11 protein-coding genes are annotated in these 19026 nt (G+C 55.5%); 9 read left to right on the top strand and 2 right to left on the bottom strand.

All coding sequences use genetic code 11. From position 1 onward, the window contains the following. Nucleotides 1–6 precede the first annotated feature (6 nt). From PP263_RS08480 to ligB, 5 genes are all read left to right on the top strand, one after another. Nucleotides 7–4299 (top strand): RHS repeat-associated core domain-containing protein, encoded by a 4293-nt coding sequence (locus PP263_RS08480; protein WP_308367967.1) that lies wholly within the window; start codon nucleotides 7–9, stop codon nucleotides 4297–4299. Nucleotides 4300–4936: 637 nt separating this feature from the next. Next, nucleotides 4937–5515 (top strand): hypothetical protein, encoded by a 579-nt coding sequence (locus PP263_RS08475; RefSeq protein ID WP_308367966.1) that lies wholly within the window; start codon nucleotides 4937–4939, stop codon nucleotides 5513–5515. A 140-nt stretch (nucleotides 5516–5655) separates the two neighbouring features. Beyond that, complete coding sequence (gene tnpA, locus PP263_RS08470; protein WP_308365546.1) at nucleotides 5656–6090, top strand: IS200/IS605 family transposase; 435 nt, start codon at nucleotides 5656–5658, stop codon at nucleotides 6088–6090. A gap of 326 nt (nucleotides 6091–6416) precedes the next feature. Continuing rightward, a complete protein-coding gene (locus PP263_RS08465) occupies nucleotides 6417–6653 on the top strand; it encodes a hypothetical protein (protein WP_308367965.1) in 237 nt (78 codons plus the stop codon). A gap of 203 nt (nucleotides 6654–6856) precedes the next feature. Further along, nucleotides 6857–8686: an NAD-dependent DNA ligase LigB gene (ligB, locus tag PP263_RS08460; protein ID WP_308367964.1), complete on the top strand. Its 1830-nt coding sequence runs from the start codon at nucleotides 6857–6859 to the stop codon at nucleotides 8684–8686. A 215-nt stretch (nucleotides 8687–8901) separates the two neighbouring features. Here the strand turns inward: ligB and PP263_RS08455 are convergent, their stop codons facing one another. Together PP263_RS08455 and PP263_RS08450 are read right to left on the bottom strand one after the other, a co-directional pair. Further along, nucleotides 8902–11274 carry a glycoside hydrolase family 127 protein gene (locus PP263_RS08455; protein ID WP_308367963.1) on the bottom strand — a complete coding sequence of 791 codons (2373 nt, stop codon included), beginning with the start codon at nucleotides 11272–11274 and terminating at the stop codon, nucleotides 8902–8904. A gap of 198 nt (nucleotides 11275–11472) precedes the next feature. After that, entirely contained in the window at nucleotides 11473–12522 is a 1050-nt protein-coding gene (locus PP263_RS08450; RefSeq protein WP_308367962.1) for an arabinan endo-1,5-alpha-L-arabinosidase, read from the bottom strand. 157 nt (nucleotides 12523–12679) lie between these two features. On the opposite strand from PP263_RS08450, the gene PP263_RS08445 reads away from it, so the two are divergent. The 4 genes from PP263_RS08445 to PP263_RS08430 all read left to right on the top strand — a co-directional run bounded on the left by PP263_RS08445 (nucleotide 12680) and on the right by PP263_RS08430 (nucleotide 18824). After that, nucleotides 12680–13699: a glycoside hydrolase family 43 protein gene (locus tag PP263_RS08445; protein WP_308367961.1), complete on the top strand. Its 1020-nt coding sequence runs from the start codon at nucleotides 12680–12682 to the stop codon at nucleotides 13697–13699. Nucleotides 13700–13749: 50 nt separating this feature from the next. After that, nucleotides 13750–14778, top strand: coding sequence for a glycoside hydrolase family 43 protein (locus tag PP263_RS08440; protein WP_308367960.1), 1029 nt, complete (start codon nucleotides 13750–13752; stop codon nucleotides 14776–14778). Between the two features lie 88 nt (nucleotides 14779–14866). Further along, nucleotides 14867–16807 carry a glycoside hydrolase family 97 catalytic domain-containing protein gene (locus PP263_RS08435; RefSeq protein WP_308367959.1) on the top strand — a complete coding sequence of 647 codons (1941 nt, stop codon included), beginning with the start codon at nucleotides 14867–14869 and terminating at the stop codon, nucleotides 16805–16807. A gap of 199 nt (nucleotides 16808–17006) precedes the next feature. Further along, complete coding sequence (locus tag PP263_RS08430; protein WP_308367958.1) at nucleotides 17007–18824, top strand: family 43 glycosylhydrolase; 1818 nt, start codon at nucleotides 17007–17009, stop codon at nucleotides 18822–18824. Nucleotides 18825–19026 lie beyond the last annotated feature (202 nt).

The following is a 19026-nucleotide window of genomic DNA, read 5'->3' as shown; positions in this document are numbered from 1 at the left end:
AGTTCGATGAATAAGATTTCATGTAACAACAGATTGTATTTTCTGCTTATATTTTTCGTTTTATCTGTGACAGCAAAAGCAGAGACCAGTCCCGATCAAGGTGTAACCGAAGCCCTGGCGCCTCCCCCGGTGCAATCTGTTGTCGATTCCCATGGGATCGACATGTTCAGTATGAAACCCGGGATAGGAGGCATGCATGTAAGTATCGGTACGGAAGGAAGTGGAATAAGCCGCAACCCAGGCCGGCAAAGATTCTTACACGATCAACATACGGGTACATTGACCAAGCTGGAGGTTTTACAGACTTATCACAAGCCTGTCTACATTGTCGGCCTGCCTGTAGGAACGTATACAAAGGTTGATAGCCTGGGACGGTCCGATATCTTCCAGCAGAGCGGTGATGGGTATGTGAATGTGAAAGGAACAGGGACCAGTTTTAGCTGTTCCGGAACTCTTTGCGCCTACGTGATTCAGGATGGAACAACGGCAACTTTCGATACCACCATTACCAATGGATATAAAAACCCCACGAACAGACTTCAAGAGGAAAATATCGGCCTACAGACAAAAGTGGTCAAGCCGGATGGCGAAATAATCAGCATGGTCTACCAGACTGTAGCTGGCTATTTCGGAACGTTACCCAGTGCCGTGTATAGCTCGCTCGGTTGGATGGTGAAGTATAGCTTTGGTTCAAAGTCAGAAGAAAGATCTACAAGTGGAACAGCAACTAATCTTACTGTAACGTCGGCCAGATCAGTAAAAGCGATCAATACTTCTGTTGAATTGTGTGAACCAAGCGCTTCAAACTGCGATGGTCTGAATAACCCCTGGCCGACGTCAAAATTGGAAGGCTCTCATACTATAATGATGCCATCCAGTGCTGATGCTTCAGAATGGGGACATAGTATTACTAGCTCTGTTGAAGATGCACTCGGCAATAAAGATTCGCATACTTATTTTTATATGTACGGAAGCCCGAATAACGAAGGATATACAAATGCTCTGGGCGTACAGGAAGGTTACTCTTTTGGTGGTTATGCATGTTACAACGGATCTTGTACGGAAACTTCTATAACCAACAAACTATTGTTAAAACGTATAGGTGATTACAGTTTTTTATACTCACCAGCAGCACGTCCAAAAGGTCCGGATGGTGAGTACGGTTTTTTGGGCCATGCTTCCCTAGGTACATACATAGACAATTTGGGGCGTGAAAACACTTATACCTATACGGATGAGTGGAATAATTATATAGATACCGTCGTCAACCCGGACGGCAGTTATACCGATTATGACTACGACACCCGCGGAAACATCACCGAAATCCGCGAATACCCGAAAAACGGCGGCAGCCCGATCGTCAAGGCCAAAGCCACCTACCCGGCAAGCTGCAGTAATATCAAAACCTGCAATAAGCCGCTTACCGTCACCGACCAGAATGGCGTTACCACCACCTACACCTACCACGCCCAAAGTGGCAAGGTGGCCACGGTTACCAAACCTGCGGTGGCCGGAGTGCGCGCCCAGACCCGCTACAAATACGAACAGATCACTCCCAAGGTGCTGAACAGTAGCGGAACCCTGGTCAACAGTACCCCTGTATGGAGGCTGACCGAGATCTCAAAGTGCATGAGTATGAGCCTCGACTCCTGCGTGGGCACGGTGGACGAGCAACTCACGATCATCGGGTACAACCACAACAATGTGCTGCCCACTTCAAAAACCCTGAAACTGGGCGATGGCTCCATCTCGTTGACCACCACTACGGGTTACGATATCTACGGCAATGTCAGATGGGTGGATGGGCCCCGCCCGGGCACGTATGACCGGGTTTATTATTACTACGATAAGTTGCGCCGTCCCATCGCGGAAATCGGAGTGGACCCGGATGGCTCCGGCCCAATGCCGCGGCCGGCAAAGCGCACCTATTACAACGCCGTCGGCGACGTCACCTCGGTCAGAAACGGGGTTGTCAGCAGTATCTCTCTCTCTGCCGTCAACGGTATGGTTGTCCAATCCCAGATGGATACCCAATACAGTATCGCGGACGCGGGCTTGCCCGTGGCGGAGAAGATATACATCGACGGCGTCCTGGAAAGGGTGGTGCAGAAAAGCTACGACGACCAACTGCGTTTGGAGTGCGTGGCTCAACGCCTCAATCCCAACACCTTTAGCAGCTTGCCGGCGTCGGCTTGTGAACTGGCAACTGCCGGTCCGGACGGCAACGACCGCATTACCAAATACACCTATGACGCAACCGGTGCGGTTACCAAGATCACCAGCGCCTACGGCACCGCCAACCAGCGCGACGATCGCGTCAACAACTACCGAGCCGACAATGGCCTGCTGGCATCTGTACAGGACGGCCGTGGCAATACTACATTCTATAAATACGATAGTTTCAACCGCCCATGGAAAACCGTCTATCCCCAGCCGGGCAATGGTAGTACCGAGAGCAGTACCGATTATCTTCAAACAAACTACAGTGGTGCCAAAGTAAGTAGTATACGTTTGCGCGATGGACAGACTGTCAACTTCTCTCACGATGCACTGGGTAGAGTGGAGACCAAGACCGGCGCCATCGCAGAAACCTTTACCTATAACAACTTCGGCCAGGTCACGGAGCACACCAACACCACCGAAGGTATCGCCAACACAGCCAGTATTCACCAGTACAACGCTCTTGGCCGGAAACTTTCGGAAACCACAGCCCGCGGCACAGTGAGATACGGCTACGACCCCTACGGCCGACGCAACCGCCTCACTTGGCCGGACGGCTTCTACGTCACCTACGATTACTCCGTAAGCGGCTACTCCGGCGACCACCTGCGAGGAATCAAGGAAAGCGGCTCCACCACTATCGCCAGTTTCGCCTACGATAACTACGGCCGTAGAAGGAGCCTGTTGCGCGCCAACGGTGTAGTCACCGCCTACGACTATGACGGCGTCTCTCGCCTTACCGATTTGGCCACCGATGTGGGGGGTGGTGATTACGACGATATTGGCGAAAGTTTCACCTATAATCGCGCCGGCCAGCTCGCTGGCCGCGGCCTGGAAATAGAGAATCCGGATTATGAGTTCAACCCGGATGTGGGCACCAATATTGGTTACAGCAACAACGCCCTGAATCAGGTTACCAGCGCCGGCGGCACCAGCATCACCTACGATGCCCGCGGCAACCTGAAGGCCCACGGCGGCAAGACCTATAGCTACAATGCCAATAATCTGCTGATTGAGGCAAACACGAGCGGTACCACCCAACTGCGCTACGATGCGGAAAACCGCCTGCACAGCGTGGAGAAATCCGGGAGCTACACAGGTTTTCTCTACGATGGCAGTGACCTGATTGGGGAAGTGGATGAAAACGGTAACGTCTTGCGCCGCTATGTCCACGGCCCCGCCATCGACGATCCTATCGTCTGGTACGAAGGCGCTGGGACCGGCACCAAGCGCTACTTTCACGAGAACCACCAGGGCAGTATCGTCGGCATCACCAACCAGTCCGGCGGGAACTACGCGATCAATGCCTACGACGAGTACGGCAATCAAGCATCCGGTAATACCGGCCGCTTCCAGTACACTGGACAGCTGTGGCTGGAAGATGTGGGGCTGTACTACTACAAGGCACGGTTCTACAATCCTGGCCTTGGGCGATTCATGCAGACGGACCCGATTGGATACGCGGCTGGACTGAACTGGTATGCCTATGTTGTAAATGACCCTATTAATTTGCTTGATCCGTCAGGCATGAATCAGGTGACTCGTGAGCAGTGTGAGGCAACGGGTAGCAGTCAATGCCATTACCAACCTCCTGAGAGATCGAAAAAGGAGAAAATGGAGGAAGTAGAAGTTACGGGTCGACGAACTGACCAAGGGTCAGAAACTAGAATAAATGCTATGTTACTTACAGTGAGAAAAGGAATTGATCACTCAGCGTTGTGGCTTGAAGATGATGGATATGGTAATGGTAAAGTACTTTACGACCCTGCAGGGCAAGAATATTTTCCTGATGGGCTCGATGCCATAGGAATGAGACATTCCGACATTTTTACTGACGAGTATGCTGATCCAAATGCATATATTAACAATTTTGATGGAGACGTAGATGTAATAGAATTCATTATCACTAATGAAGAAGCAAGATTGATGAGCTCAGAGTTTGTTGTGTCAACAGCTCCATTTTGTGCCACTAGTTGTGGATACGCTTTATCTAGAGCCCCTAGATTTAAGGAGGTTCGAGGTTTTCACCCTGGATCGCTCCATAAGTCGCTATTGAAATCCTTGGGGAGGAGTGAATAACCATGCAGTCCTATAATAAAATGATTTTATTGGTCCTCATTTCTTATTTTAATCCTATGGTATATTTTCTATTCCTATTTTTCTATAAGAGCTTTGAAAGTACCATTTATTATATTGTTCTGTCCGCGGCAATCTCTATGCTAGCAGCTTTGATTTTTAGGAAAATTGCTTCATTCAGGTTTTTATTTTATATGCCTTCTATGCTAGCCGTAGGTGCTTTATCATCGGTGTTTGTTTTAATTGTAGGGCAGATTATATTTACCGATAGAGTAATTGGGTATTCTGAACTCGAAGGGTACACCTTTATAACGTACTTGGCTCTGGCTGTTTTTATTCCTGTTTTTTGGGTTAATGTCTTTATTGGTATGATAATAAAATATTTAGAGTTTAGAGTTTCGCGGATCGAAAAATAAGAAAGCAAAGATGAGTCCACACAATTCGGAAGCGGTAAAGGTTCAAGATTCTCGGATGGTAGCACTCAAGACGCGAATGGAAACGATTTCCAGGTTCAGACTGTCGATACAGATGCGGCCGGAAACCTAAAAGCCAGAGAATCAGCTGCAGCTCGCGGCATAGCCGAAAGAAGTCAACAACCCGTCGTGTGCGTTTGGAAGAAAACGTGTAATTAGGAGCGAGGATGCCAGGACAAAGCTGCTATTTTTTTGCTGATGAAGGAGATCTTTTGGATTTGCTGGAGGCTTTCGGTCAGCTCGGCGATCACAAATATGTCCAGATTAGGTCGGGCTTGAACGAGCCTAATCTGATCTTTACGGACCCTGCTCAAGTGCTTCCCCTGGCCAGGGTAATATCTGAAAACCCAACACGAGCGCAAAGTTTTCTGGTTATCAAAATGGGTCAAGAAACTTTTCAACGTGAGATCGCCTTACGGGATGGCAGCGGGATCAGAAAAATCGCCGATCAAAACAACAATTTTGACAGTATCGTTTTGGCCTTTGGTGGGGACGCCGGCGATCAAACTCTAATTATGAGTGAAATCAACACAGTCGGAGATACTCATAGGGCTCTCGAAATGTACAAGAAGTTCAAGAAAGTGGTGATCTCAAAGACAAAAAAGATTGGCGTAAAGGGAAACCCGCATCGATTAATGCCAGGGGCTATAAAAATGCTCAAGGCAGGTTGGCGACTGGCGAGCAGCAAGGGCTGGTCACGCGACACGGATGCGAACATTCCGCCGGACGAAGTTGCTGCACTATGAACGACAATAGGACATCCAATAATTAACACATAGGTAAACCACCGCCTCTGGCGGTGAGACTTGACAGGGCTCTGCCGTTCAGTCGTGCAGGGTAGAGAATATGGCCTCCCATGAACCGGCAAGTTCTATTAGGAGGCCATATGAGAGATTGGCAGAGCCAAGCTCACGTCAAGCATTATTGCAGGTATCACGTAGTATTTGTCCCGAAGTACCGAAAAAAGGCGATATTTGGGACTTTACGCAGAGAGATCGGAGCCATATTCCGTGATCTTTGCCGCCAAGCGGGAGTTGAGCTAGTTGAGGGTTATGCAATGAGGGACCACATCCACATGTTGTTAATGATCCCTCCGAAGTTCAGCGTGGCTCATACGGTAGGGCTTCTGAAGGGCAAGTCGGCGATTCGAATATTTCGTGAGTACTTGCAGGTGAAGAGAAATTTTACCGGTAGGCATTTCTGGGCCAGAGGCTACTGTGTTAGCACGGTTGGCTTAGATGAGCAGATGATTCGAGAGTACATCAAGAATCAAGAAAGTGAAGAGCGCCGTCAGGAGCAGATGAGACTGACGGGGCTGTAACATAGCCCCCTCTGGGGGCTTTCATCATACCACCCGCTCTGCGGGTGGTTGCTGATTTGAAAGATGAAGCAGAAACGACTTCAAGTCGACTATAAGGCACAATGAATTTAGTCGATGTGTGGTGTTATATCGATGGGCAGTGCTTTCTTTGGTTCAGTAGAGGCGACAACTATCCTGGCACAAGGGGATGGTTTGAAGGAGTTATCGCTAATAATTGTACGTATTATTGAGATGGAACGGGCTGGTATTTTCGTCCCAACTTCATTTCTTCTACAGCGGATAATTCGAAAATAAAATTATGAAAGAATAAACTCGGTTAAATGGATATGAATGATTATACAAAGCGTCTCCTGAAGAGGCGATTCACTATCTACTTTTTTTTATTTTTTGTGTTGTTCGGATTGCTTGCTCTTCTTGCACGAAAGATGGATTTTATTCAATCGTTGTATATGGTTCTAGGTGGGGCGTTTATTATGGCTGTGATAGTCATTGTGGTTTCTGCTTTGTTAGATCCAATGCTTGGTGCTCACCATTCATCTAAGCAGGATGAAGATAACCAATAATCTGAATTTGCAAGTCCTTGATGTACTCCATAAATTACCTAACCTTTGACCATCAGACAGCTTAGGGCGAAAAAAAGAAATTATAATATTTCTCGGTTGCACAAGGTGGTGGCATCTATGGAGCACCGAGGAGTGGCCATTAGCCGCGATCAGCGACACCTGTTGCGGGACGATACCAGTCGCGGCCAGCGGCCGCTCCTACAATGGAACTTCGCCCTTTATCGCCAGACGAGATTGCGGTAGCCTTCTACGCTTGGACAGCAACCGACAATCGGTACAGGGAAATGGAGATATTCCGCTCAATATTCAGTTCAAATTTTCCCGGCTTCTTCTCTCGTCTCTCCCTACCAATGCTGATTGGCACGACCGTCTTATGTTTTTCAGTTTCCTTCGCTTTCGCAGAATCGCAGGAGTGTCCATCGTGGTCAGATTCGCGGGCGGCAGCGGAAATCGATCAGCTTCATCAGAAAATTTTGCAGTGGGATGAGGCTTATTACTTCAGACACGAGGCACTGGTCGACGATTCGGTTTACGACCAGGCTCGGGCTAAGCTGGCGGATTGGAACCGCTGCTTTTCGGAATCTGCGCGAACGGTAACACCGTCCGATCAGGTGGTGGGACGTAGTGTGGTGCATCCCGTTCCACAGACCGGCCTGGAGAAGTTGGCAGATAGCGATGCGGTGGCGAATTGGCTCGCCGCACGAGACGAAATCTGGATACAGCCGAAGGTCGACGGCGTGGCGGTGTCTCTGGTGTATCGTCGCGGCAAGCTGGCGCAGATGATCAGCCGCGGCGACGGCAATCGCGGGCAGGACTGGACATCCCACGCCCACAGGATCGCGGCGATCCTGCCCGAGATTTCCGATACCCGTGCGCAACTGGTCCTGCAGGGAGAGTTGTATTGGCGCTTTGATGGGCATCGCCAGAAAAGTGGCAGTGCCAATGCGCGCGGGCTGGCGAGTGGTGCCATGGCATCGAGGGAGCTGTCGGAAGAGCAGGCACAGAGGCTGGCGGTGTTCGTCTGGGACTGGCCGGGCGGCCCCGCGGCAGTACCGGAGCGTTTGCAGGCGCTGAAGGCCATGGGCTATGACTCCACGGGTTTTACCCATCGGGTGAGTGGGGTTGAGGAGGTCGCCCATTGGCGGGAACACTGGTACCGGGAACCACTGCCGTTTGCTACCGACGGTATTGTGTTGCGCCAGGGCCAGCGGCCTGCGGCGGAGCACTGGCGTGCCGAGCCGCCGCTTTGGGCCGCGGCCTGGAAGCACCCGGCGAAGACGGCGCTGGCGGAAGTGGTGGACGTGGAATTTCCGGTGGGTCGCACCGGCCGGATAGTACCGGTGGTGGAGATACGCCCCACCCAACTGGACGACCGGGAAATCCGACGGGTGAGCAGCGGTTCCTTCGCGCGCTGGAAACAGTGGGATATCCGCCCCGGCGACCAGTTGCGCATCGCGCTGGCCGGGCAGACGATCCCAAAAATACTCGATGTGGTTTTGCCGGCGACACAGCGGGCTGCATTGGATGTACCCGACTCCGGGGAATTCGGCTTGCTGACCTGTTGGCGGCCAACGGTAAAATGTAAAGGGCAGTTTCTGGCGCGGGCGGTTTGGCTCGGAGAAAAACTGGATTTCCGGGCCATGGGGGAAGGGCGCTGGCGGACTCTGATGGAGGCGGGCGCGCTGTCGGATTTGCTGGCTTGGACGGAGCTGTCACATCAAGAGTTGACCGACATGCCGGGTATTGGCGATGTGCGTGCGAGTAAGCTGGAGAGGAATTTCCAGCAGGCGAGGGCGCGTACTTTCCGCGAGTGGATGGTCGCCCTGGGCATGCCTTCGGCGGCTGCTCTGCCTGCGGAATTCTGGCACGACGAGAGTTTTGCTACTCTTTCAAAACGCAGCATTGACGACTGGCAGCGGCAGCCGGGTATAGGCCCGAAGCGCGCGCGGGATATCACGGATTTTATGCGACACCCGGAAGTTCTTGCGTTGGGGGCCAGGTTGGCTACGCTTGAGGTCGATGGTTTCCATTGAGTGGAAAACTTTCTGAGTATAACTACTCCCTCCCTGTAGGAGCGGCCGTTGGCCGCGATCAGTTTCCACTACGAGGGGAGGCCGATCGCGGCCAGCGGCCGCTCCTACAGGGAAATATCGACGTTTCCGTCATCCATCAGGGCGGGCCTGCGGCCCGCAAGCGGAGCTGGAGCTCCGCGGTCCCGGCGACCCAAGTAACAACCTTTACCGGCTACTTACTGCCGAAGCAACCGAACGCCGTAGATGCCACCGGCCACGGAGCCGTTCCGGGCTTCGAAGCGCAATTCAAGATTGCCCTTGTCGGTTTTTGCCAGCACTTCCTCCGGCACCGGATAGTCGACATGGAAAAATTTGTCTCCTTCACTACCGTCCAGAACAACGTCTGCTAGCTTTACACCGTTGAGAGAAATATCGAAGTTGCGATCTTTGTCGAGGCCATAGTAGGTGATGCGTAGTGTGGATGCCTCGCCCTTCGGATCTTTCAACTGGTAGCTGAACCAGCCGCTGGCGTGGCGCCAGTGGCGCCCCTTATGCACGCCCGCCTCGGTACCTTCCCCGGCAAAGAAGTGGTCCGATTCCGGCTGCTGCTCGCCGGGGGCCACCTTGTCGATGGTCATCTTCTCCAGCGTCAATCGCGCTTTGTCGGCTTCGGCATTTTTCCGCTGGCGTTCCGCCAACTGTTGCGGTGTGCTGAAGGGCCAGTAGAGCATATAGCGGGATTCGTGCAGGCGGAAAAAGGGAATCAGTTCCAGGTTTTCATCGCTTTCGCTTTGGAGTTCCTTCGGTGCGGCAAAGCGCAGCCGGGAGCCGGGCAGGCGCCGTAGTTTGTCGAGAAAATCGTGGCTGTCGCTGACGAACAGGGGGGCGGCCTCCAGGGAACACATCGGCCCGCTGGCGATATGTCCCATACGACTGTCGTCGGCGAAGAAATCGAGTTTCTCATCGGCAAAGGGCTGGGTCTTTGCCGCCAGCACCACCGGGCCGTAGAGCAGGGCGTAGTAGTCCGAGCCGTCCGGCATCTGCTCCAGTTGCGGGTGCATGGGCAGCTTTATGTCCACGCGGTCGCCGGCCTTCCACTCGCGGCTGATGGGAATATAGCCGCCGGGTTTTGCGCTGTATGCAAAGGGTTTGCCGTTGATATTAATCGACAGTCTGGCCCCGGATACCCAGGCCGGCTGGCGTACTTGCAGGGTAAAACTGGCATCGCTGTCCAGGGTGATGATGGTTGTGTCTTCATCGGGGAAATGATTGGTTTGGGAGAGCGAAAGGTCTTTCTCTTTCCAATTCAGGGTAGAGGGAATAAAGAGATTGACGAACAGCTCGTCGCCTCGGTGGGCGTAAATCATTTCGCCGTATTTGCTGTGGTTCTCGATGCCCGATCCCACGCAGCACCACATGGCCTGGTCCGGCTGTGAGTAGACGCGGTAGTGCTGCGGCCGCATGGAGGTAAAGTAGACCAGGCCGCCAGTGTCCGGGTTCTGGGAGGAGAGGATATGGTTGTACAGCGCCCGCTCGTAATAGCGGATATAGCGGGTGTCCGGGTCCGTCTGGTAGAGCAGGCGGGTGAGCTTGAGCATATTGTAGGTATTACAAGTTTCCGGCCCTTCCACGTCGCTGACCATTGAGGAAAAATCCCCGCGATCGTGGAAGTGCTCGCGCACGCTGTTGCCGCCGATGGCCACGGTGCGATGCTCCACCACCTCCCGCCAGAAATATTCCGCAGCATCCTGCCAGTCGCTGTCGTCGGCCAGATCCCCCACGCGCTTGTAGCCGATCACCTTTGGAATCTGTGTGTTGGCGTGCAGCCCGGTCAATGCATCCCGGCGTTGCTCCAGGGGTTGGAGAATTTCCCGGTGGGAGAGGCGGCGGGCGACGTCCAGGTATTTGCTTTTGCCAGTGATCGCCGCCACATCCGCATAGACTTCGTTCAGGCCGCCGTGTTCGCTTTTGAGTATCTGCTGGACCTGGCTGTCGGAAAGTTTCGAGACCAGCTGGACGCCCCAATCGGACAGTTTCACCAGCATATCCAGCGCCTGGCGGTTGTCGGTATACAGGTAGGCGTCGCGCAGGCCGGAAAAAATCTTGTGGATATTATACAGGGGTACCCATTTTCCATTCAGGGTAAACAGGTCCGCCTCAATTTCCCCCTCGGCGATCTGTTGCCATATCGCCGCGCCGCCAGGTATTCCGCCCAGGTAGCCGTTGCCATTTTTGTCCTGTGCGCGTTTCAGTTCGTCCAGCATATATTGCAGGCGCTCATGGGCCTGGTTGTCGCCGGTGGCCGCGTAGGCGAGGCTGAGCGCAGACAGGTAGTGACCGCCGATATGACCGTCCAGCCCGCTGGACTCCCAGTTGCCGTAGCTTTCCGTGCGGGGCTCCAGGCCGGCTTCGCGCAGGAAGGGAGCGAGCAGGCGGTCCGGCTCCATGGCCATAATGTAGGCTAGGTTTTTTTCCTGGGCGTGCTTGAAGGGGCTGTCCAGCAGGCGGACGTCGGAGAGGGGGAACATCTGCACCTGTTGCTCTTGCGCTGCGGCATTGCCGGCGAGCGCGAAGGTGGACAGTGCGAACGATAGAATTATTTTTTTCATGGTTGTGGTGAACTATGTCTATTCCAGAGCGTCTCGCTGTAGGAGCGGCCCATGGCCGCGATCGAGTCCAATTCGTGGCCAAGTGGCGGCCCTGCTGCTGGTGGCTTTTTGGACCTTCCCGTCAACGGAGCAATCTTTAGCTAACGCTGATCGCGGCCATGGGCCGCTCCTACAGGGTGGTTACGGTTGATTGATGGGTTATTCCACCAACCGGCTTTGATAACTGTCCAACTGCGCCGCATCCACCACCGGCCACAGTTCCTCATCCCATTCCAGGTCGAGAATTTTCAGCTTCTGCAGGCCGTTGTCTGCGGACTCATAGGCGTGCAGCACCAGATAGTCCCTGCCATCGAAGGTGTAGGCACTATTGTGTCCCAGGCCGGGCCAGCGCTGGTTGCCGGCGATCAGTGGGGTGCCACCACCCCGGGCCATATCCACGCCTTCTTTGTCCAGGTAGGGGCCGGTGACCGATTTGGAACGACCCACCGCCAGGCGGTAAGTGCTGTCGTTGCCGCGACAGCAGAGGCCGCGGGAGACGAACAGATAGTAGTAGCCGTTCTTTGGAAAAATAAACGGAGCTTCCAGTTCCGCCGGGGCCGCTTCGTCGTCAGGGGTGAAGGCGGGGCGCTCCGCCCGGGCGATGGTGCGCCACTCCTGGGGTTCGGCGAGGGCGGTCCAGCTCTCGTCGAGCTTTACCAGCTTGAGCCCGTCCCAGAAGGAGCCGAAGCTCATCCAGGCGTCGCCCGCTTCATCCAGCACGATATTGGGGTCTATGGCATTCCAGTTGTCGCGCCCCGGTACCGACTGCACCAGGATGCCCTGGTCTTCCCAGCGATAATTCGGTGATTGCGGGTCCAGGGTTCTGTTGATGGCGACGCCGATGGCGGAGGTGTTTTTGCCGAAGGCGGATACCGAGTAGTAGAGGTAGAAGCGGCCGTTCCGGGCGATCACGTCTGGTGCCCATAAGTGCCCGTTGAAGCCGGGAGCCACACTTTTGGCCCAGTCCGGCTCGCCGGCGAAAACGCGGCCTGCGGGGGTCCAATTCACAAAGTCTGGTGAGCGATAGATGGTGATTCCCGGTCCGGTACTGAATAAGTAGTAATCGTCGCCCTCCTCGGTCATCACCGGGTCGTGAATACTGACTTGCGGAGCTCGGGCGCTGATATCGGCCTGGGCGCAGGCGCAGAGCAGGGCGCTCAACAGCACGCCGGTGCTGGGGCGGATCAGTGAGGACAGGAAGCGGGGCATAGGAAACTCTCTCTTCTTATATATAGATACAGACTCTTTCAGTCGCTGGATAGTTGCCACTTCCGGGTTGTGACTCTAATAGTATTATAATAATATCGTTAGAAAGGCAGCAACAAGCATTGCCCGACGTGCCACAACAATAATCAAGGCGATGAAAATGTCATTTCAACTCCCGCAAAAGACCGCCTCCGCCCTCCGATCGGCCTTCCTTTGCCTGCTGTTGGCCATAGTTTCAGGGAAGGCCATGGCCTATGACAATCCGCTGATAACCCAGCGGGCGGACCCCTGGGTTGTCCGGCATACGGATGGCTACTACTACTTCGTGGCCACAGTGCCGGAATACGACCGCATCGAGTTGCGCCGTTCCCGTACCGTCCAGGGCCTGGCCAGTGCCCGGGCCGAGGTGATTTGGCGCAAGCACGCCAGCGGCCAGATGGGCGCGCATATCTGGGCCCCGGAACTGCACTGGATCGACGATGCCTGGTATATCTACTTCGCTGCCGGGGAGGTGGAGCGCCCCTGGCATATCCGCATGTACGCCCTGCGCAATACCTCCGCGGTGCCCACCGAGGGCGATTGGGAGGAAATGGGGCGGATCACCACACCGCATGACACCTTTTCCCTGGATGCCACCAGCTTCTCCCACAAGGGCAAGCGCTACCTGCTCTGGGCCCAATCTGATCCCGAAAGCAACTACAACTCCGCCCTGCTGCTGGCAGAGATGGAATCCCCCACCCGTATCAAGGAGCCGGTGGTGACCCTGACCAAGCCGGAGCTGGACTGGGAGACGGTAGGCTACAAGGTCAATGAGGGGGCCGCGGTACTGCAGAAGAACGGCCGTGTATTCGTCACCTACTCCGCCAGCGCCACCGATCACAACTATGCCGTGGGCCTGCTCTGGGCCGACGAGGATGCGGACCTGCTGGACCCGGACGCCTGGCACAAGTCGCCGCAGCCTGTCTTCCACACCAATCCCGAGGTCAAGCGCTTTGGCCCCGGTCACAACAGTTTTACTGTGGCTGAGGACGGTGTTACCGACCTGATGGTGTACCACGCGCGGGACTATCGCGAGATTGAGGGCGACCCCCTGAACGATCCCAACCGCCACACCCGTGTCCGGGTGCTGCACTGGGATAAAAACGGCATGCCGGATTTTCGCCAGGAAAAGGGCGATTGATATTGCTGTATTGATATTGCTGTATTGATATTGCTGTGTAGGAGCGGGCCATGCCCGCGAACCTGATCGCGGGCATGGCCCGCTCCTACAATGCCTGTCCCGAGGTTGAAGAGCAGAGAAATTACGCGATGAAAAGAACGAGTTTTGCGAAGTTAATGGGAGCGGCAGGTTCTGCGCTGCTTTCGGCTTTTGTCCAGGCTGCCAACCCGGCGATCACCCACGTACTCACCGCCGATCCCGCCGCGCTGGTGCACGACGACACCGTGTACCTCTATACCGGTCACGACGAGGCGAAGGACAACAAAGATTTCTACAAGATGAACAAGTGGCTGGTGTTCTCCTCCACCGATATGGTGAACTGGAAGGAGCACGGCTCGCCGCTTTCCGTCGACGACTTCAAATGGGCCAAGAAAGATGCCTGGGCCGGCCATGTAGTGGAAAAGGACGGGAAGTTCTACTGGTATGTGACCGTCAGCCACGCCACCATCGACGGCTTCGCCATCGGCGTTGCGGTGTCCGACAGCCCCACCGGTCCCTTCAAGGACGCCCTGGGCAAGGCGCTGATCACCAACGATATGACCACCGATACCGAAATCAGCTGGGACGACCTGGACCCGGCAGTATTTATCGACGACAACGGCCAGGCCTATCTCTTCTGGGGTAATACCAAGCCCCGCTACGCCAAGCTCAAGGACAATATGGTTGAGCTGGACGGGCCCATCCACAGCCTGGACCTGCCGGATTTCACCGAGGCGCTCTATGCGCACAAGCACGGCGACTACTACTACCTGAGCTACGCCACCGGCTTCCCGGAAAAGATCGCCTATGCCATGAGCAAATCCATTGAAGGTCCCTGGGAATACAAGGGCATTCTCAACGAGCTGGCGGGCAACTCCAATACCAACCACCAATCGGTTATCGATTACAAGGGGCGCTCCTTCTTTATCTATCACAACGGTGGCACCCCTGAGGGCGGCAGCTTCCGCCGTTCCGTATGTATCGACGATCTGCACTACAACCCGGACGGCACCATTAAGCGGGTGATAATGACCTCCGAGGGTGTGGAGCCAGTGAAATAAAGGTTTTTGTTCTCTCACAGGATGGACAAAAATGGACGACTCGCCACGGATGGCCGGGCCATATCAGAATAATATTTTGGTGATATCGATGAAGAGAATTCTGTTAATCAGCGTATTGCTGTTGTTATCCGCCTGCGGTGCGGAACAGCAGTACTCTCTGCACAGCCCTGACGGCAGCTTGGCGGTTACCCTGGAGTTGAACGAAGCGGGGCGGCCGCTGTACCGGATAGAACGTAACGACGGAGTAGTGCTGAAACCCTCGCAACTGGGCGTGGTGCTGGACGGTGTCGACCTGAGCTCTGGATTGATGATGGAATCCGCCGGCGCACCCACTGTGATCAGCGACGACTACACCATGCTGCACGGCAAGCGCCGACAGATTTCCTACACAGCCAATGAGCAGGTGTTCAGTTTCCGCAACGCCGGGGGCGCGGAACTGCAAATTGCCTTTCGCGTCTCCGACGACGGTGTGGCTTTCCAGTACCGCTTCCCCGGCCAGTCCGACAAGATAAAAGTAGTTGAAGGGGAACTCACCAGCTTCGCATTTCCCACCGGCAGTAAAGCCTGGTTGCAACCGATGGCCGAGGCGCAGACCGGCTGGGCGAACACCAACCCCTCCTACGAAGAGCACTACCAGATCGGCATCGACGTCGGCGAGACTTCACCGTCCCCCGCCGGCTGGGTCTTCCCCGCGCTCTTCCACACGCCGGGTGGTTGGGCGCTGATCAGCGAGGCGGGCATGGATGGAAACTACCACGCATCCCGCCTGCAGGCTGAATCCTCCGACGGCGAATACCGTATCGGCTACCCGATGGATGCGGAAGTGTTTACCGACGGTGCGCTCAAAGCGCAGTCCACACTGCCGTTTCACTCCCCCTGGCGTTTTATCGCCATAGGCGAGCTGTCCACTCTGGTGGAATCCACCCTGGGCACCGACCTGGCGGAGCCAGCCGTCGCCGAAATGGATTGGGTAGATCCTGGTCTGGTGACCTGGAGCTGGGCACTGCTCAAGGATGCCTCGGTCAATTACCAGACGCAGAAGGTTTTTATCGACTATGCCGCGGAGATGAGCTGGCCCTATACGCTGGTGGACGCGGACTGGGATCGCAATATCGGCTATGAAAAAATTGCCGAACTGGCGGACTATGCCGCGCAGAAAAATGTTCGTCTGCTGCTCTGGTACAACTCCTCGGGCGACTGGAACAAGACCGAATATTCGCCCAAGGGCGCACTGCTGGAGCGCGACAAACGCCGCGCGGAGTTCGCGCGCCTGCAAAAAATGGGCATCGCCGGGGTGAAGATCGATTTCTTCGCCGGCGACGGCCAGTCGATGGTGGCCTACTACCGCGAGCTGTTGGAGGATGCGGCGGATTTCCAGTTGCTGGTGAATTTCCACGGCGCCACATTGCCGCGCGGATTGCAGAGGACTTTCCCCAACATGATGACATCGGAAGCGGTGCACGGCTTCGAGATGATCACCTTTATGCAGAAATCTGCGGATCTGGCGGCGGCGCATATGGCCATGCTGCCCTTTACCCGCAACGCTTTCGATCCTATGGATTTTACCCCGACGGCTTTTTCGGAAATTCCCAATATTGAACGCCGCACCAGCAACGGTTTCGAGCTGGCGCTGCCGGTACTCTTCCTGTCAGGCCTGCAGCATATTGCCGAGACAGACGAGGGTATGGCCGCGGTACCTGAATACGTGCGCGATTATATGCGAGCGGTGCCGGTCTCTTGGGACGAGAGCCGTTTTGTGGCCGGCTACCCGGGAAAATTTGCAGTCGTTGCCCGCCGCGCGGGCGACACCTGGTACCTGGCCGGCATCAACGGCGAGCCGGAGGAACAACAGCTGACCATGGATCTGTCGTTTATCGGTGCTCGCACCGGTGAACTGATTACCGATGGCGACAACCCTCGTTCGTTCAGCCGCAGCGAAGTGGAGACCGGCGGTGCGGTTTCCCTGAATATGCTTGGTCTCGGTGGTTTTGTAATGAAATTCCCGGCTGCGGGTTTGGCGAAAAATTAATTGTATTTTGTAGGATGGGCACGCTCCGCTTTGCCCATCCTACGATGCTAAATAGTCCTTGTAGGAGCCTGCTTACAGGCGAATGAATTGCCAGAAAAGAAACCTGCAATTTTCGCCTGCAAGCAGGATCCTACAGGGCAATTGCGTATTATTGCGTATTGAGAGACGCAAACGGTGCTGAAGTACTTGAGGTGAAAAAGTGATAGAAACGATAACAAGTCCGCGGTCCCGCCACCTGTTCGTGTGTCTCGCAATAAGTATCCTGGCCGCCTGCCAGCCGCCTGTCGACGAATCCAGGCCGGCTGTCTCGGAATCCAAGCCGCAAGTATTTGCAGCTCCCCAAGGCACATTCGCCAACCCCCTGTTCAGCAATGGCGCCGATCCCTGGCTGGAGTACTACGACGGCAACTACTATCTCACCACCACCACCTGGACCTCCCAACTGGTGATGCGCAAGTCGCCCACCCTGGATGGCTTGGCTACTGCGGCGCCGGTCAATATCTGGTCCGATACCGATCCGTCCCGCTGCTGTAATTTTTGGGCGTTCGAGTTCCATCGTTTAAACGGTCCCTCCGGCACGCGTTGGTACCTGATGTACACCTCCGGCCAGCACGGCACCCTGGATCACCAGCATCTCTCGGTACTGGAGAGTGTCGGCGACGATCCCATGGGACCTTACGTCTACAAGGGTTCGCCGATGCCGGATACCTGGAACATCGACGGTTCCTATCTCGAGCATAACGGCGAACTCTACCTGCTGTGGTCCGAATGGGTGGGAGACGAGCAGCTCAACTGGATCTCCAAAATGACCAATCCCTGGACCATCGAAGGTCCGCGGGTGGTGCTTACGCGCCCGGAAGAGGATTGGGAAAAGAGCGGGCGCAAGGTAAACGAAGGGGCGGAAATCCTCAAAAAGGACGGCCGCACTTTCCTCGTCTATTCCGCCAGCTTCTGCAATACCCCGGACTACAAGCTGGCCATGAAGGAGCTTACCGGCGACGATCCGATGAATCCGGAACACTGGACCAAGTACCCGGAGCCGGTATTCCAGCGCGGCAACGGCGTCTTCGGTCCCGGTCACAACGGCTTTTTCAAATCTCCCGACGGCAGCGAGGACTGGATCGTCTACCACGGTAATTCCAAAGAGACAGACGGCTGCAGCGCTACCCGCTCGGTACGCGCACAGAAGTTCACCTGGAGCCCGGACGGCACCCCGAATTTCGGCGAGCCGGTCCCCGAAGGCGAACCGCAGTTGCTGCCCTCCGGCGAAAACGGCCCACTGACCGTCCAACTGCAGGGCGCCCGCTGGCAGCTCGCCGGTGCGGATGGCCGCTGTCTCGCTGGCACCGGACTGGGCAGTTGTGCGGAAGAGAGCAGCTACTGGGTGCTCGACAACACTGCCGACGGCGCCTACCGCCTGGCCCACGCCGCCAGCGGCCAATTCCTCGGCGCCGAGGGCGAACTGGCTCCCTGGATCAACAGCGGCGCTCAGCGCTGGCAATTGAGTCAGGGGGAAGACGGCTGGGTGGGTGTGGCCAATATGCAAACCGGCGAGCCTCTGGCGGCCCGGGGTTGCGAGGGTGATTGTACCCGCTGGTCCCTGCGTCCGGCGGAAACCGTGGCTATCGCCAGCGTACAGAGTGGCCGGATGTTGCAGAGTTGTGGCGAAACCATAGATCAGGGAGCCTGGCGCGGTGACGCCTGCCAGCGCTGGGACTTCACCACCGCCGATGACGGTTTCCTGCATATCCGCGCTGGCGATCGATGCATGACGATAGAAAACAACGCGGTAGTGCCGGGTGCCGGTGCAGTCCTCGGCAGCTGCGATTCCCCCAGCAGCCAGTGGCGGCTGGAGGCGCTGGCGGACGGCAGCCTCAATATCATCAACCGCGAGAGTAAACTCAGTCTCGACCTGGCCCACTGCGGCCTGGCCGAAGGCACGGAGCTGGCCCAGGCTCCCGGGCAGGAAAATGATTGCCAGAAATTCCAGCTGCGGCGGATACCGGTACGGTTATGACCAACATGCTGTAGGAGCGGCGGGGCGGCCATCCGCCCATGGGCGCGATAGATCTTGGGAAATGATTCCGAATCGATCGCGGCCAGCGGCCGCTCCTACAGGAAGAGTGGCTGCTTTCTGCAGGAAAAGTTGTATTGCGTGCGCCTGTTGTTATCGGGCTTGGGTGGTTGCATCATAGATGTATACCACCTTTTTTTTATCA

It is taken from the genome of Microbulbifer sp. TB1203 (assembly GCF_030997045.1).
In the GTDB taxonomy this organism is placed as follows: domain Bacteria; phylum Pseudomonadota; class Gammaproteobacteria; order Pseudomonadales; family Cellvibrionaceae; genus Microbulbifer.
This window is presented reverse-complemented; position numbering and strand designations above follow the sequence as displayed.

Bases quoted from the DNA above. Each gene is read 5' to 3' on its own strand.
- ligB (WP_308367964.1), top strand. From the start codon at position 6,857: ATGGAACTTCGCCCTTTATCGCCAGACGAGATTGCGGTAGCCTTCTAC.
- PP263_RS08445 (WP_308367961.1), top strand. From the start codon at position 12,680: ATGTCATTTCAACTCCCGCAAAAGACCGCCTCCGCCCTCCGATCGGCC.
- tnpA (WP_308365546.1), top strand. From the start codon at position 5,656: ATGAGAGATTGGCAGAGCCAAGCTCACGTCAAGCATTATTGCAGGTAT.
- PP263_RS08435 (WP_308367959.1), top strand. From the start codon at position 14,867: ATGAAGAGAATTCTGTTAATCAGCGTATTGCTGTTGTTATCCGCCTGC.
- PP263_RS08450 (WP_308367962.1), bottom strand. From the start codon at position 12,522: ATGCCCCGCTTCCTGTCCTCACTGATCCGCCCCAGCACCGGCGTGCTG.
- PP263_RS08465 (WP_308367965.1), top strand. From the start codon at position 6,417: ATGAATGATTATACAAAGCGTCTCCTGAAGAGGCGATTCACTATCTAC.
- PP263_RS08475 (WP_308367966.1), top strand. From the start codon at position 4,937: ATGCCAGGACAAAGCTGCTATTTTTTTGCTGATGAAGGAGATCTTTTG.
- PP263_RS08455 (WP_308367963.1), bottom strand. From the start codon at position 11,274: ATGAAAAAAATAATTCTATCGTTCGCACTGTCCACCTTCGCGCTCGCC.
- PP263_RS08440 (WP_308367960.1), top strand. From the start codon at position 13,750: ATGCCCGCGAACCTGATCGCGGGCATGGCCCGCTCCTACAATGCCTGT.
- PP263_RS08480 (WP_308367967.1), top strand. From the start codon at position 7: ATGAATAAGATTTCATGTAACAACAGATTGTATTTTCTGCTTATATTT.